12 protein-coding genes are annotated in these 13502 nt (G+C 65.2%); 9 read left to right on the forward strand and 3 right to left on the reverse strand.

What is annotated here, in order from left to right; translation table 11 throughout:
- The 3 genes from ACNPN0_RS13055 to ACNPN0_RS13065 form a co-directional block, all read left to right on the forward strand.
- The coding region (locus ACNPN0_RS13055; RefSeq protein WP_448938929.1) for an ROK family protein at positions 1 to 879 on the forward strand (879 nt) is incomplete at its 5' end.
- Positions 880 to 891: 12 nt separating this feature from the next.
- Positions 892 to 1578, forward strand: coding sequence for an N-acetylmannosamine-6-phosphate 2-epimerase (locus ACNPN0_RS13060; protein WP_402741320.1), 687 nt, complete (start codon positions 892 to 894; stop codon positions 1576 to 1578).
- A 76-nt stretch (positions 1579 to 1654) separates the two neighbouring features.
- Entirely contained in the window at positions 1655 to 2215 is a 561-nt protein-coding gene (locus ACNPN0_RS13065) for a hypothetical protein (protein ID WP_105661251.1), read from the forward strand.
- 1099 nt (positions 2216 to 3314) lie between these two features.
- Here the strand turns inward: ACNPN0_RS13065 and ACNPN0_RS13070 are convergent.
- A complete protein-coding gene (locus ACNPN0_RS13070; RefSeq protein WP_105657814.1) occupies positions 3315 to 4718 on the reverse strand; it encodes an aminotransferase-like domain-containing protein in 1404 nt (467 codons plus the stop codon).
- On the opposite strand from ACNPN0_RS13070, the gene ACNPN0_RS13075 reads away from it, so the two are divergent.
- The 3 genes from ACNPN0_RS13075 to ACNPN0_RS13085 all read left to right on the forward strand — a co-directional run bounded on the left by ACNPN0_RS13075 (position 4717) and on the right by ACNPN0_RS13085 (position 7136).
- Positions 4717 to 5661, forward strand: a complete 945-nt coding sequence (locus ACNPN0_RS13075) for a DMT family transporter (RefSeq protein WP_105657815.1) — start codon at positions 4717 to 4719, stop codon at positions 5659 to 5661. The two genes, ACNPN0_RS13070 and ACNPN0_RS13075, sit on opposite strands and share 2 nt — an antisense overlap.
- Entirely contained in the window at positions 5658 to 6596 is a 939-nt protein-coding gene (locus tag ACNPN0_RS13080; protein ID WP_448938624.1) for a dihydrodipicolinate synthase family protein, read from the forward strand. Before ACNPN0_RS13075 ends, ACNPN0_RS13080 begins: the two co-directional genes overlap by 4 nt.
- Positions 6597 to 6689: 93 nt before the next feature.
- Entirely contained in the window at positions 6690 to 7136 is a 447-nt protein-coding gene (locus ACNPN0_RS13085; RefSeq protein ID WP_434690409.1) for a VOC family protein, read from the forward strand.
- A gap of 57 nt (positions 7137 to 7193) precedes the next feature.
- On the opposite strand, the gene ACNPN0_RS13090 is transcribed toward ACNPN0_RS13085, so the two are convergent.
- Together ACNPN0_RS13090 and ACNPN0_RS13095 are read right to left on the reverse strand one after the other, a co-directional pair.
- Entirely contained in the window at positions 7194 to 9209 is a 2016-nt protein-coding gene (locus tag ACNPN0_RS13090; protein ID WP_448938930.1) for an acyl-CoA dehydrogenase family protein, read from the reverse strand.
- A gap of 52 nt (positions 9210 to 9261) precedes the next feature.
- Positions 9262 to 9921, reverse strand: coding sequence for a TetR/AcrR family transcriptional regulator (locus tag ACNPN0_RS13095; RefSeq protein ID WP_105661260.1), 660 nt, complete (start codon positions 9919 to 9921; stop codon positions 9262 to 9264).
- A gap of 75 nt (positions 9922 to 9996) precedes the next feature.
- On the opposite strand from ACNPN0_RS13095, the gene ACNPN0_RS13100 reads away from it, so the two are divergent.
- From ACNPN0_RS13100 to ACNPN0_RS13110, 3 genes are read left to right on the forward strand one after another with little or no spacing between them, the layout of a single operon-like run.
- Positions 9997 to 11292, forward strand: coding sequence for an acetyl-CoA C-acetyltransferase (locus ACNPN0_RS13100; RefSeq protein ID WP_448938626.1), 1296 nt, complete (start codon positions 9997 to 9999; stop codon positions 11290 to 11292).
- Positions 11292 to 12629, forward strand: coding sequence for a 3-oxoacyl-ACP reductase (locus tag ACNPN0_RS13105; RefSeq protein ID WP_332595399.1), 1338 nt, complete (start codon positions 11292 to 11294; stop codon positions 12627 to 12629). Before ACNPN0_RS13100 ends, ACNPN0_RS13105 begins: the two co-directional genes overlap by 1 nt.
- Entirely contained in the window at positions 12630 to 13484 is an 855-nt protein-coding gene (locus ACNPN0_RS13110) for a MaoC/PaaZ C-terminal domain-containing protein (protein WP_434690419.1), read from the forward strand.
- Positions 13485 to 13502: the final 18 nt, after the last annotated feature.

Genomic DNA, 13502 nt, shown 5'->3' on the forward strand with positions numbered 1-13502 from the left:
AAGATCGCCGGCGCCGTAGTGCGCCGCGATGGCACCATCACCGCGCGCAGCCAAGCACCCACACCGGCCCGCGAAGGCGCCGCCGCAATCATCGCGGCCATGGCCGGCGTGGTGCAGCAGCTGCGCGGTGCATGCTCGGCGCAGCCGGCCGGATTGGGTATCGGCGCCGCCGGGGTCATCGACCCGGAAACCGCGAAGGTGGTATCGGCCACTGATACCTTGGCGGGCTGGGCCGGCACCGACATGGCGGCCGAACTGGGACGGCTCACCGGACTGGGAGTCCGCGCGGTCAATGACGTGCACGCCCACGGTTTGGGCGAGGCCCGCTTCGGCGCAGGCCGGGGAACCGGCCAGATGATGCTGTTGGCCATCGGCACCGGAATCGGCGGAGCCTACCTGCACGGCGGCCAGCTGGTCACCGGCTTCCACCACGTGGCCGGGCATATGGGGCACATCGATTCGGCTTACGCCACCGGGCTGGAATGCTCCTGCGGACGCACCGGGCATGTGGAGGCGATCGCCGCCGGGCCGGCGATCCACCGGCACTACCAGCGATTGGCCGGCAACCCGAAGGTGCGCGACACCCAGGCGGTCACCGCGCTGGCCGGAGCCGGCGACGCCTTGGCCTATCGGGCAGTGCATACCGGAGGCCTGGCCGCAGGCGCCGCCGCCGGATCGCTGGCCAACGTGCTGGACCCGCAGAAAATCGTCATTGCCGGCGGGATGGCCGGGGCGGGGAGAATCTGGTGGGAGGGTGTGCGCGAGGGCTTCGCCTCCAGCGCCATCGACCTGGTGCGCGGCACCGCGCTGGAACCTGCCCGTTTGGGAACCGATGCCGCCCTGATCGGGGCGGCCAGCCTATTCTGGCCACAAGACTAAGAGGAGAAAGACATGTTGCTTTCGGCAGCAGCACTTCAAGCCCTGCGCGGACGGCTGATCGTTTCGGCGCAAGCCTATCCGGGGGAGCCGATGCGCCACCCGCAGACCATGGCGCAGGTGGCGGCCTCGGCGGTGATCGGCGGCGCCGGCGCCGTGCGCGTGCAGGGCATCGCGGATATCCAATTCACCCGTTCGGCCGTCGAGGTGCCGGTCATCGGGCTGTTCAAGGACGGCCATGAGGGCGTGTTCATCACCCCCACCATCCACCACGCCTTGGCGGTGGCCAACGCCGGGGCGCACATCGTGGCCCTGGACGGCACCCGCCGCGAACGGCCCGACGGCAAGAGCCTGGAACAAACCATTAACGCGGTCCACGAACGGTCTGCCGCCTTGGTGATGGCCGACTGCGGGTCGCTGGACGACGCGCTGGCTGCCGCGCAGGCCGGGGCCGATCTGATCGGCACCACGCTGGCCGGCTACACCGGGGAACGGGACAAGACCGAGGGGCCGGACCTTGAGCTGCTGGAGCAGATCGCAGCAGCGGGCCTGGAGCCGCCATTGATTGCCGAGGGCCGGATCCACACCCCGGCGCAGGCCAAAGCCGCGCTGGATGCCGGCGCGTTCGCCGTGGTGGTGGGCACCGCGATCACCCATCCGGCGAGCATTACCGGATGGTTCGACGCCGCCCTGCGAGGCTAGGCGTTTTCTTCGTGGCTGGTAACTGGCCTACGCTTAAGCGCAGAACCTAATTCCTGCAGAATCGGAGAATCACCCCGTGGACGTCTTTATCAAGGGCCCTTCCAAGCGCGATGTAGCCGGCATGAAAGCGGCCTTCGGCGAGGTGGAAGCCGGGGACGTGATCTCGGTGCTCTACAAGACCGCCCGCTTCGGCAACTTCCTGATCACCGGTGCCGCGCACGCCACCGTGCTCGACGACGTCATGGTTGGCGGGCTGAACGCGGCCGCTGCCAAGAAGAAAGCCAAAGACGCCGACGGCGGCGAAACCATGGCCCGCCAGCCTGATAAGGACGTTCGCGCCTTCCCCGCAGTCTTCGAAGGCGAGTTCGCCCCGGAAGACGTCGAAGTTTCCGAGCTGTCCCACGGCGATTTGGTTGCCGCATCCTTCAGCCAGGAACCCTACGGTGATTTCGTGATTACCGGCGTGGTCACCGAGGCCGAAAATGATCGCGGCTACCTGATGGTCGGTCCGTGGATCCTGCAAACCGCCGACGGCGCGCCGCCGCGGTTGCTGTCGGTTCAGCGCGTGGCGGCCAACGGCACGCACGTGGCCCCGGTGCCTACGCGCCGCGGCCTGGTCGAGGTAGACGGACTGTAGCCAGCAAAGAGTTCGACAGGCCCCGGTGGATGAAATTATTTTTCATTCACCGGGGCCTTCTTTCTTCTTCCGGAAAGGAGATGCTGGCCGGTCATTTCACTTCTGGCCAGTGCATCAATGCCGAGAGCCGCTATCGATCGGTGGAGCGAGCACCACTTGGCTATCCGCCGAACGGCACGAGAACGATTATGAGTAATGCAGTTGCTCGTAATTATTCCAAGAGGCGTTATGACTAAGAACAACGCTCATTGTTGACACTCGCTGTTCAGTGAATAACTGGTAGGGCAATCAGCCATTTCGTTGTGCGGCATCGCGGCAGAGCGGTCGTTGGATGGCGGCAATTACAAGCCAGTCCTCACCGCGTCCAGTAGCCCGTCTCAATAGCACTTTCAGTGATGAAATCACGAGATTCGCAGTACAGGCAACCACAAAGCTAACCAGGATGGAACGCGAGCTTGGTGGGCAAATCTCGAACTTCGTACCGGTACTGCTGTGCTTTAAAGAAATGAATACCCATCAGCGTGGTCCTTCGGTAGTAGTGAGTTTGAAAATTCCAAAGGCGGGGTGATGAAGGAAATCTATGGGTATTTGTACACTTCTTACCCTTTGCTCACATTGATTGGCGAGGGTGCCTTTAAGTTCGGGGAGGAACCTTTGAGGGTTTTTTTACGCTTTCGTTATGGACCGTACGGCATTCCATGGCCGGCCAGCCCGGTTTTCCCACTGAGAATCTCCGGCAGCTATTCGCGGTGTGCCGTTCGGAGCTGTTGCATGAGCTGTTGCCGGCGCAGCGGGGGTAGGGTGTGTCCGCGGGTGGTGAAGGGGAAGATGGCCAGCCTTTTCTATTCGAAACGGGTTCGCCATGCGCGGACCTTCCCCGGAGGTACCCTGGCCACCTTGGAGGCCGATTCGTTAGCCAGACCGTCGGTGGCCGTCAGCAGGACCTGCGCGCGTTGCATGTTAACTTGGGAGGCGGTCTGCGATCTCGCGATCACTTCCAGTGCGGCGCGTTGGGAGTCGGAGATCGCTAAGGCGGCAGTGGGATGGTACGCGTTCGCGGTCCACCATTGGACTCTTTGAGTATTTCGGAGACGTACAACTAGCCGCGCAGCACCTGGCCAATGATCTCGACTCCCTGGCTGAAGGCTCCGGGATTCGGACCAGCAAAGTTCAACCGCAAAAAGCGTCCGGTCGGCTCGGCAGGGAACCAGCTGTCGCCGGCCGCGATCGCTACACCGCGCATCTCGCAGTCGCGCACCAGCTGTGCCGGATTAGCTGTATCGGGCAGCCGTACCCAGAGGTTCAGCCCGCCTCGGGGGATCTGTTCAACCTGGGCTTCGGGCAGATGCTGCGCCAAAGCATCCAGGACCAGGTCCCTGCGGGTTGCCAGCTGCTGGCGCACGGAGCACAAATGGGTGCGCCACCCGGGTTGCGTGACCACATCCAATGCGACCGCTTGCAGCGGGCCGCTGACATACATCGATTGCGCTTGGTTGTCGGCCAGGATCCGTTCACGTGCCGGGCCCCTGGCAATTACCCCGGCCACGCGCACTGCAGGGGAAACGCTCTTGGTCAGGGATCGCAGATACACCACATGGCCGCTGTCATCACGGGCGGCGACCGGTGAAGAATCCACGTCGATCCCGAAATCCTTGGCCCAGTCATCTTCCACCAGGAACGCGCCGCGATGCTTCAGGATCTCCAGTACCCGCAGCGAAACCTCGGGCGACCAGCGGGCGCCGGTGGGGTTGGCGAAATTCGGGTGCGCGTAGAAAGCGCGAGCCCCGGTTTGCTCGAAAGCACGGTCCAATACCTCGGTGTCCGGACCGTGCGGCCCAGCGGGAATGGGGATGAGCTGCACGCCGACCTGCGCGGCAGCCAGGATGGCGCCCCAGTAGGTGGGGGATTCGATGAGCATCGGCTTTCCGGACCCAACCAGCGAGCGGAAGATCGACCCCAGTCCGCTTTGGCTGCCCGGGAGCACGACAACATCGCTGGCCGCCGGGGCGCTCAGTCCCGGCGCGGTGATCGCCCCGAGTTCGCTGGCGAACCAGCTTTGCAGCTCCGGCAATCCCGCGGCTTCGGTGCGCTGGAGCACGGCGTCGCTGCGTGCAACTCGGGCGAAGGCGCTGCGCACCAGGCGTTCAGGCAGCAGCTCGCGATCCGGGTATCCAGAATGCAAGGAGATGACGTCATTGGGTGTCGCCCGCTGGGCGGCGGCCAACTCCGGCAACGGGCGATGGACGACCCCCAGCGCGGCGGTTTGCCAGGCGTAGTCGTGCGCCCGGGCTACCGGTTGCTTGCGGATGAAGGTGCCGATACCGGGGCGTGACTCAACGACGCCTTGGCCGATGAGCGTGCGCAAAGCCTTTTGCACCGTGACCGGGCTGACTTCGTGTTCCGCCACCAGAGCACGCGTGGAGGGCAACTGGCTCCCGGCAGGGGCTGCCGCAATCCACTCTTGGAGTTTCGCAACCACACGCTCACTGCTACTGTTAAACATGAAGCTACATAGTACCGCTACTGTCAATAATGGACAACCGCTATCCACCCCGGGTGCCGGACTGCTCTGGGGGCTACTGGGCGTTCTCGCTTTCTCCTTCACCGTGCCCTTCACCCGCATCGCCGTAGAGCACGGCCACCTGCATCCGCTGTTTGCCGGTGCGGGGCGATCGGTGATCGCCGCAGTGCTAGCCATCGCCGCACTCTGGTTGACCGGCCAGAAATTTCCTACGCGGCCGCAATGCTGGCGGCTGCTTGTCGTCGCCGGGGGAGTTGTCGCCGGGTTTCCGCTGCTGACCTCTTTTGCAATGACCTCGGCTCCGGCCAGCCACGGTGCGGTAGTCATCGCCATTTTGCCCGCGGCGACGGCAGTTGCCGCAGTGCTGCGCACCAAGGAACGTCCGAGCACCAGGTTCTGGATTGCGGCAGCTGCCGGGGCACTGGCCGCCCTGGCTTTTGCGGCTGTGCAAGGTGGCGGGCTGGGCGGGCTGCACGGAGCAGACTTGCTGCTTTTCGGCGCCGTACTGGCTTGCGCTATCGGCTACGCGGAGGGCGGCTTGCTCTCGCGCGAGCTCGGCTCGTGGCAAACCATCTCCTGGGCGCTGGTTCTCGCATCTCCGGTGATGCTGACGCTCGCCACCGTCTCAGCGGTCCAGCACCCGCCCACGGCGACACCCGGCGAGTGGGCTGCGTTTGCCTATCTCGGTGTCGTGAGCATGTTCCTGGGCTTCATCGCGTGGTACCGGGGATTGGCCATCGGGCCGATGGCGCAGGTGAGCCAGGTGCAATTGGCGCAACCGGTGATGACCATCTGCTGGGCGGGCTTGCTGCTGCACGAATCCATCGGTTGGCCCACCGTCGTGGGCGGATGCGCGGTCATCCTCTGCGCACTGCTCGCCGTAAGATCCAGGAACCAGCGCATCATTAAGGAGAACGGATCATGAGCTTGGCAGCGAAAAACAACGCGGCGCCGGCAACTGCGTGGACCGGGCTCAGTGCCTTCCCGCTCACGCCCTTGCGCGATGACCGGCTCGACGAGCCGGCATTCATTGGCCTGGTGCAGCGGCTAGTGCGGGCCGAGGTGGATTCGATCACCGTGCTGGGCTCAACTGGCTCGTATATGTACCTGGATCGCGCCGAGCGCCGGCGCGTCATCGAGCTGGCCGTGCAGCACGCGGACCGGATCCCGGTGCTTGCTGGCGTGGGTGCACTGCGCACTTCCCGCGTCCTGGAACATATTGGCGATGCCCGGGACGCCGGTGCCGTCGGCGTGCTGCTCGCCCCGGTGGGCTATCAGCAGCTGAATGACGATGAGGTCTTCGCTTTGTTCAAGGCGGCCAGTGAACACAGCGAGCTGCCGGTCATTGTCTACAACAATCCCCGAACCACCCACTTCGCCTTCAGCAACCGGCTCTACGGGCGCATCGCGCAGCTGCCCGGGATCGTGTCAATCAAGATTCCCGGGGTTCCAGCCGATCCGGTGCAGGCCAAGGAGCACGTGGCCGCAATTCGTGCGGTGCTGCCCGAACACGTGGGCATCGGCGTATCGGGCGACGCTTTAGGGGCAGCTGGCCTGATCGCAGGATGCAACGCGTGGTTTACCGCGGTGGGCGGAACCGTTCCGGCTCCGATGGTGGCAATAACCCGTGCCGTGCAGGCAGGAGACCCGCAAAAGGCGTTGGCGATCTCAGCGAGACTGGAGCCGCTGTGGGAGCTGATGGCACACTGCGGCGGGAGCCTTAGGATCAGTGCCGCCATCGCCGAGCATTTCGGCTGGGTAGCTGAAGATTGCTTGCCGCTGCCGGTTCAGGCGGTGAGCGCGAAAGAGCGGGAGCTGGTAGCCAAGGTGGCGGACGAGCTTCGGCTCGCCGCAAGCTAGTTTGCTGGTGCCAAAAGGCAGCGGCGATCTGGTTCGCCGCCGTCCAGCGGAGTAGGCTGTGGCGTACCTTCGAGCGAAAGCGAACCGATTCCCATGCCGCGACCCATTCGATTCGACCATGTAGGCATCACCGTTGCCGACCTCGAGATGGTGACCGGCTTCTTTGCCAGCCTGGGGCTGGAAGTGGAAGGCCGGGCGAACGGGCTTGAAGGCGAGTTCCTGGAGACCGTCTGCGCTGTGCCCGACTCGCGCACGAATATCGTGATGCTCAAGGCTCCCGGATCCGATGTGGGAATCGAGCTGTCCAGTTTCGAAAGACCAGCGCACCTGCCGGGAAACCATGCGGCGATGGCCAATGAATTGGGATTGCGTTCGATCGCCTTCGAGCTCGATGACCTGCAGGCCACGGTGGATGACTTGAACCAGCGCGGCTATCCGCTGATCGGCGGCATCGGACACTATGAAGGCGTGTGGAAAATGGCCTACATTCGCGGACCTGAAGGGATCATTGTGGCGCTGGCCCAGCGCTTGAACGGTTAACCACCCGATGCCCGCACCCAGAATGCTTTGGGATGCGGGCATCGGCGTGGCTACGGGTTAGCCCTTGGCCTTCTGCAGCGACTTTTCGCTGACCGGCGCGTCATCGCTGGCGCGCAGCTTGCGGAAGTACTCCATGGCCTCGTCCTGGCGCTCGGCTTCGCCGCCCGAGGAGATGTCCGCGCGCAGGTGGTCCTGGGTGTAGGCGAAGGCCTCGACCAGGTCCTGTGCGTGCGGGCGCAGGCGGGCGAGCAGGCGGTTGAGGTAGCCGGGCAGGGTGCGGGCACGCTGCATGGAGAGCAAGCCGTGGGACAGGTACCAGCCCAGGTCGTCTTCGACCAGGCTCAGGGCGAAGACATCGCGCAGCCAGGTCAGCACCTCCTTGGTGGCGACATCGCCGGTCTGCTCCAACGCGGCGGTGAACGCTTCCCAGCGCAAGAGCTGGCCGTGGTCGCGTGCCGCGGAGATCAGCAGGTCCTGGTTCTCGTTGAATGCCGCGGCGCCCTTGGCCTTGTCCTTGCCGGCAGCACGCAGGGCGCCGGCAACTTCGGCCACCTTGGCGTTGATGCGGTCGGTGAGCAGGGCACGCTGGTTCTCCGGGTCCTTGAAGAAGTTGGCGCTCTTGCGCTCGTCGGAGATATCCGCGAACGCCTGGCCGACGCTGCGCAGGCCCGAGCGGTGCAGGGCAGTGGTGCCCACCTGCTTGGCCACGTACAGGGCCATGGCCCCGGTATCGAGCTTGCGGAATTCGGCGGCATAGTCGGTGAGCAGGCGCTTGCCCACCAGCTGCAGCAGCACATTGTTGTCTCCCTCGAAGGTCACGTAGACATCGAGGTCTGCATAGAGCTGGGTGAAGCGGTTCTTGGCGATGAACCCGGCTCCGCCGCAGGCTTCGCGGCATTCCTGCAGGGTGTCCAGCGCGTCCCAGGTGCTCAGCGGCTTGAGCGCCGCGGCGAGGGTTTCCAGATCCTGGCGGTCCGTGTCGCTGTCCTCGCGCCCGGAGAACACCGCGTCGAACTTCTCCAGCAGCCCGTCGTGGGCGAAGGAGGACGCATAGGTGCGGGCCAGCCGGGTGAGCAGCCGGCGCTGGTGGCGCTGGTAGTCCAGCAAGGTGGTTTCCTCGGTGTCCGAGACGGAGTTGAACTGGCGGCGCTGATTGCCGTAGGTCACCGCGATCTGCAGGGCGATCTTCGAGGCGTTGGTGGCGGCGCCGTCCAGCGAGACGCGGCCCTGGACCAGGGTGCCGAGCATGGTGAAGAAGCGGCGGCCCGGGGAGGCGATCGGCGAGGAGTAGGTGCCGGATTCATCCACGTTGCCGTAGCGGTTGAGCAGGTTGGTGCGGGGGACGCGCACATTGGTGAAGTGCAGCCGGCCGTTGTCGATGCCGTTCAGCCCGCCCTTGAGCCCGTCGTCCTCTCCGCCGATGCCCTCCAGGAAGTTGCCCTGCTCATCGCGGATCGGCACGTAGAAGCAGTGCACGCCGTGGTTCACGCCCTTGGTGACCAGCTGCGCGAAGACGGTGGCGGCCTTGCCGTGCAGGGCGGCGTTGCCCAGGAATTCCTTCCAGGCGGCCTTGAACGGGGTGTGGATGACGAATTCATCGGTGGCCTCGTCGTAGGTGGCGGTGGTGCCCACCGCGGGCACGGCGGAGCCGTGGCCGATTTCGGTCATGGCGAAGGCGCCGGGGGTGTCCAGGTTCATTGCGCCGGGCAGCCAGGCCTTGTGGTGATCTTCGGTGCCCAGGTGCAGGATCGCCCCGGCAAACAGGCCCCACTGCACTCCGGCCTTGATCTGCAGCGACGGGTCCGCGGCAACCAGTTCCTCGAAGGCGGCGATGGATCCGCCGTGGTCGTTCTTGCCGCCGAATTCGGTGGGGAAGGCGCGCTGGACGGCTTCCTGCTGCACCAGGATGCCCAGCTGGCCCAGAACGCGTTCGCGATGCTCATCCATGCCCAGCAGCGGGTCGCGCTGCAGCTGCGGGTCCGCGGCGCGGGCGCGGGACGCCTTGCGGATTTCGGCATAGGGGCCGAAGAGCTGTTCGGACAGGGCGTTGACGTTGATGCGGTTCTCGCTCATGACGTGTCTTTCTATTCGGTGGTGAGTCGGGTTGGGAGTGCACCTGGGTGCTTCAGTTGGTTTTCGGGGTCCGGGTGGAGGCGATGCCGTAGGCCAGCCAATTGGTCAGTTCCGCGGCCAGCGACGGCAATGCCGGCTTGTTGGCGGAATCCGGTTGGCGCAGCCACTGTTCGCCGGCCGCGCGGACCATGCCCAGCGCCGCGCGCGGCCACAATTCCAGGGTCGCGGAGGTGGCGCGCTGGTCATAGAGCTTGAGCAGGCGTTCGCTCATCAAGCTGGATGCCTCTTCGAAGAAGGTGCTCAGGGCGCCAGCGGATTCATCGTCGGCGCAGCGCGGGGCCGATGTCACGAAGAAGTACAGGTTCGGGCTGTTGGCGGCCAGCTCCAGGTAGGAGGAAACCATGGCGTGCAGGGCGCTGATTTCGTCTTCCTTGGCCAGGCCTGCGGCGATGACACGTTCGCGGAAGTCGTTGATCACCATGGCGCTCAGTGCCTGGCGCAGGCCCTCCTTGTCGCCGAAGTACCGGTAGTACACCGGTTTGGAAGTTTTCGCGTGATTGGCGATGTCTTCCATGGAGACCTGCGGGCCGAGCTTGTGCACGGCCTTGCGCGCCAGCTTGAGCAGTTCTTCGTGGCGCGCGGTGCGATGCGCTTGCCAGCGAGCTGCCCGGCCGTCGGTCTCGCGGTCGATTTCCCCAGTGATCTTGTTCACGTAACTCACAGTATCATGTACTCTTGGTTACAGTAATACTTGTCACACCAGAATATTTGTAGGAGTTCAACGAACATGAGCCAGCCCTCTGTGCGCAGTGCCGTGATCATCGGTGGCAACCGCATTCCCTTCGCCCGTTCCAATACCGCCTACGTCAATGCGTCCAACCAGGACATGTTCACTGCAGCACTTCAGGGCCTGGTCGCCCGCTTCGGCCTGCAGGGACAGCGCATCGGCGCCGTCGCCGGCGGCGCGGTGCTCAAGCATTCCAAGAACTTCAACCTGATCCGCGAATCGGTGCTCGGCTCCTCGCTGGATCACGCCACCCCGGCCTATGACGTGCAGATGGCTTGCGCCACCGGCATGGAAGCCATCGGCTCGCTGGCCAACAAGATCAAGCTGGGCCAGCTCGATTCCGCCATCGGCGGCGGCGTGGACACCACCTCCGACGCGCCGATCGCCGTCTCGGATGCGCTGCGCGGCATCCTGATGGAGCTTTCCCGCGCCCGCAGCACCAAGGCCAAGCTCGCCGCGCTGGCCAAGCTGCGCCCAGGCCATCTGGCCCCGGCCGCCCCCGGCACCGGCGAACCGCGCACCGGCCTGTCCATGGGCGACCACCAGGCAATCACCACCAAGAAGTGGGGCATCACCCGCGAGGCCCAGGATGAACTGGCCCTGGCCAGCCACCAGAACCTGGCCGCCGCCTACGACCGCGGCTTCTTCAACGACCTGGTCACCCCGTTCAACGGCCTGTCCAAGGACAACAACCTGCGCGCCGACTCCACCATGGAAAAGCTGGGCAAGCTCAAGCCCGCCTTCGGCAAGAACCTGGGCGATGCGGCGACCATGACCGCCGGAAACTCCACCCCGCTGACCGACGGCGCCTCGGCCGTGCTGCTGGGCAGCGAAGAGTACGCGCAAGCCAACGACCTGCCGATGCTGGCCAATTTCGTGGACTTCGAAGCGGCGGCAGTGGACTTCGTGCACGGTGCCGAGGGCCTGCTGATGGCTCCGGCCTACGCGACCGCCCGGATGCTGGAGCGCAACAACCTCACCTTGCAGGACTTCGATTTCTACGAGATCCACGAGGCCTTCGCGGGCACCGTGCTCTCGACGCTCAAGGCGTGGGAGGACGAGGAATTCTGCCGCGAGAAGCTGGGGCTGGATGCCCCGCTGGGCGCCATCGACCGGTCGAAGCTGAACGTGAACGGCTCCTCGCTGGCCGCAGGGCACCCCTTCGCCGCCACCGGCGGGCGCATCATCGCCAGCACCGCGAAAATGCTGCATGAAAAGGGCTCGGGCCGCGCGCTGATTTCGGTCTGCGCCGCAGGTGGCCAGGGCGTCGTCGCAATTCTGGAGGCTCGCAGCTAATGGCGGACAAGTACATGGAACTGGTTAATTCCGGGATCACCAAGAAGCTGGCCACCCTGCTGGGCTTGCCGCGTCCTCCGCGCTTGCGCCGCTACAGCCCCGATGCGCCACTGCTGCCCGGCCCGGTGCTGGTGCTCGGTGCCTCGTCCAAGGCCCAGGACCTGAGCGACACCCTGGTCGCCTGGGGGCTGGATGTGCGCCGGCACGACGCCGGCGATGCCAAGCTCGGCGGCCTGGTGCTGCTGCTCGATGAACTCGAGCACCCCACCGAGCTGTCGCCACTGATGCTGGCGGCCGGCCAGGCGTTGCGCAAGCTGCTGCCAGGCGGCCGCGTGGTGGCCTTCTCCCGTCCCGCCAGCGATGACGATGCGCCGGAGCTTTCCGCCGTGCGCCAGGGCATCGACGGCATCGTGCGCTCGATGGGCCGCGAAATGCGCGCGGGAGCCACCGCCAACGGCATCGTGCTTGCCGAAGGCACCAGCGTTGCCAGCCCTAGTGCGCTGGCCGCGCTGCGCTTCTTCTTCTCCGGGCGCAGCGCCTACGTGGACGGCCAGTTCCTTTCCGTGCGCACCAATGACGGCGTGCTGCCTGCCGACTTCGCCAAGCCGCTGGCCGGCAAGGTCGCGGTGGTGACCGGTGCCGCTCGCGGCATCGGCGCGGCCATCGCCAAGACGCTGTCCCGCGACGGCGCGCAGGTGGTCGTGGTGGATATGCCTGCTGCCGGCGAATCGCTAGCCAAGGTCGCCAACTCCATCGGCGCCACCGCCTTGCAGTTGGATGTCACCGCCCAGGATGCCGCCCAGCAGATCATGGACCATGCGATCGGCCGCCATGGCTCGCTGGATCTGGTGATCCACAATGCCGGCATCACCCGGGACAAGCTGCTGGCCAATATGGATGCCGGCCGCTGGGACTCGGTGATTGCCGTGAACATCGCTTCGCAGCTGCGCATGAATGAGGCCTTCCTGGCAGCCAAGCTGCCCGGTTTGCGCATCGTTTCGCTGGCTTCCACCTCCGGCATTGCCGGGAACCGCGGCCAGACCAACTATGCGGCCTCCAAGGGCGGGGTGATCGGCATGGTGCACGCCAGCGCCAAGCTGTTTGCAGAAAATGGCGGCTCCATCGCCGCTGTGGCTCCCGGGTTCATCGAGACCGAGATGACCGCGAAGATCCCGCTGGGTACCCGCACCGTTGCCCGCATGGTTCTGCCTTCGCTGATGCAAGGCGGTCTGCCGGTAGACGTTGCCGAGGCGATCAGCTTCCTCGGATCCGATGCCGCGGCCGGGTTGAACGGCCAAGTGCTGCGGGTCTGCGGCCAATCGCTGGTAGGTGCCTAGATGGGTGCGCAGATCGTCACCGGGATTCCCTCGATGGCCTCGGTCTATGCCAGGGCCGTGAAGACCCTGAAGCGGAAGCCGAAGAACCCGGTGCTGCCCGAAACCGTCCTGGTCTTCCAGGGCGCCAAGGCCGATCCGGTGAAACTCGCCGAGTTCCGCCAGGCCGTAGGCGCGCCGATGAACGGCGTGCTGCCCAGCCTCTACCTGCACTCGCTGGCTTTCCCGCTGGCGATGTCCTTGATGGTGCAAGATGATTTCCCCTTGCCGCTGCTGGGCATGATCCACCTGTCCAACCAGGTCGATGTGGACCAGCCGCTGGGGGAGCACGAAGCATTCGATATCGAGGTGCACAGCGAGAACCTTTCGGCCCATCCCCAGGGGGTCACCTCCGACTTGGTGATGCGCCTCGTCGTGGACGGGCAGGACCGGGTGCTGCTGCGCAGCACGTTCTTGGCCAAAGGCGTGCGGCTCGAGGGCCGCACACCGGAGAAGATCGCGCATCCGGCCTTTGCCGCACCGCAGCGTACCGCGAGCTGGAAACTGGATCAGGGAACGGGACGTCGTTGGGCCGCAGTAGCCGGCGACTACAACCCGATTCACCTGTCCGCGGTCAGCGCCAAGGCGTTGGGCATGCCAGCGGCTATTGCCCACGGCATCTACCTGGCAGCCCGGGCATTGGCGGGGATCGAACCAGCCAACGGAACGTACCACTGGAGCATCGAGTTCAAGACCCCGGTAGTGCTTCCGGCATCGGTTGACCTGGCCTTCCAGCCGCAAGCCGATGGGTACAAGGTCCACGCGTGGAATGCACGCAAGTCCAAGCCCCACTTCGAGCTGGATCTGGTGCGCAGCTAGGCTCCACCGCTAGTGGGG

This window comes from Glutamicibacter sp. AGC84, from assembly GCF_053543575.1.

Excerpts from the sequence above, each read along its gene's own strand:
- ACNPN0_RS13060 (WP_402741320.1), top strand. The coding sequence starts at position 892 with ATGTTGCTTTCGGCAGCAGCACTTCAAGCCCTGCGCGGACGGCTGATC.
- ACNPN0_RS13075 (WP_105657815.1), top strand. The coding sequence starts at position 4,717 with ATGAAGCTACATAGTACCGCTACTGTCAATAATGGACAACCGCTATCC.
- ACNPN0_RS13070 (WP_105657814.1), bottom strand. The coding sequence starts at position 4,718 with ATGTTTAACAGTAGCAGTGAGCGTGTGGTTGCGAAACTCCAAGAGTGG.
- ACNPN0_RS13080 (WP_448938624.1), top strand. The coding sequence starts at position 5,658 with ATGAGCTTGGCAGCGAAAAACAACGCGGCGCCGGCAACTGCGTGGACC.
- ACNPN0_RS13085 (WP_434690409.1), top strand. The coding sequence starts at position 6,690 with ATGCCGCGACCCATTCGATTCGACCATGTAGGCATCACCGTTGCCGAC.
- ACNPN0_RS13090 (WP_448938930.1), bottom strand. The coding sequence starts at position 9,209 with ATGAGCGAGAACCGCATCAACGTCAACGCCCTGTCCGAACAGCTCTTC.
- ACNPN0_RS13100 (WP_448938626.1), top strand. The coding sequence starts at position 9,997 with ATGAGCCAGCCCTCTGTGCGCAGTGCCGTGATCATCGGTGGCAACCGC.
- ACNPN0_RS13105 (WP_332595399.1), top strand. The coding sequence starts at position 11,292 with ATGGCGGACAAGTACATGGAACTGGTTAATTCCGGGATCACCAAGAAG.
- ACNPN0_RS13110 (WP_434690419.1), top strand. The coding sequence starts at position 12,630 with ATGGGTGCGCAGATCGTCACCGGGATTCCCTCGATGGCCTCGGTCTAT.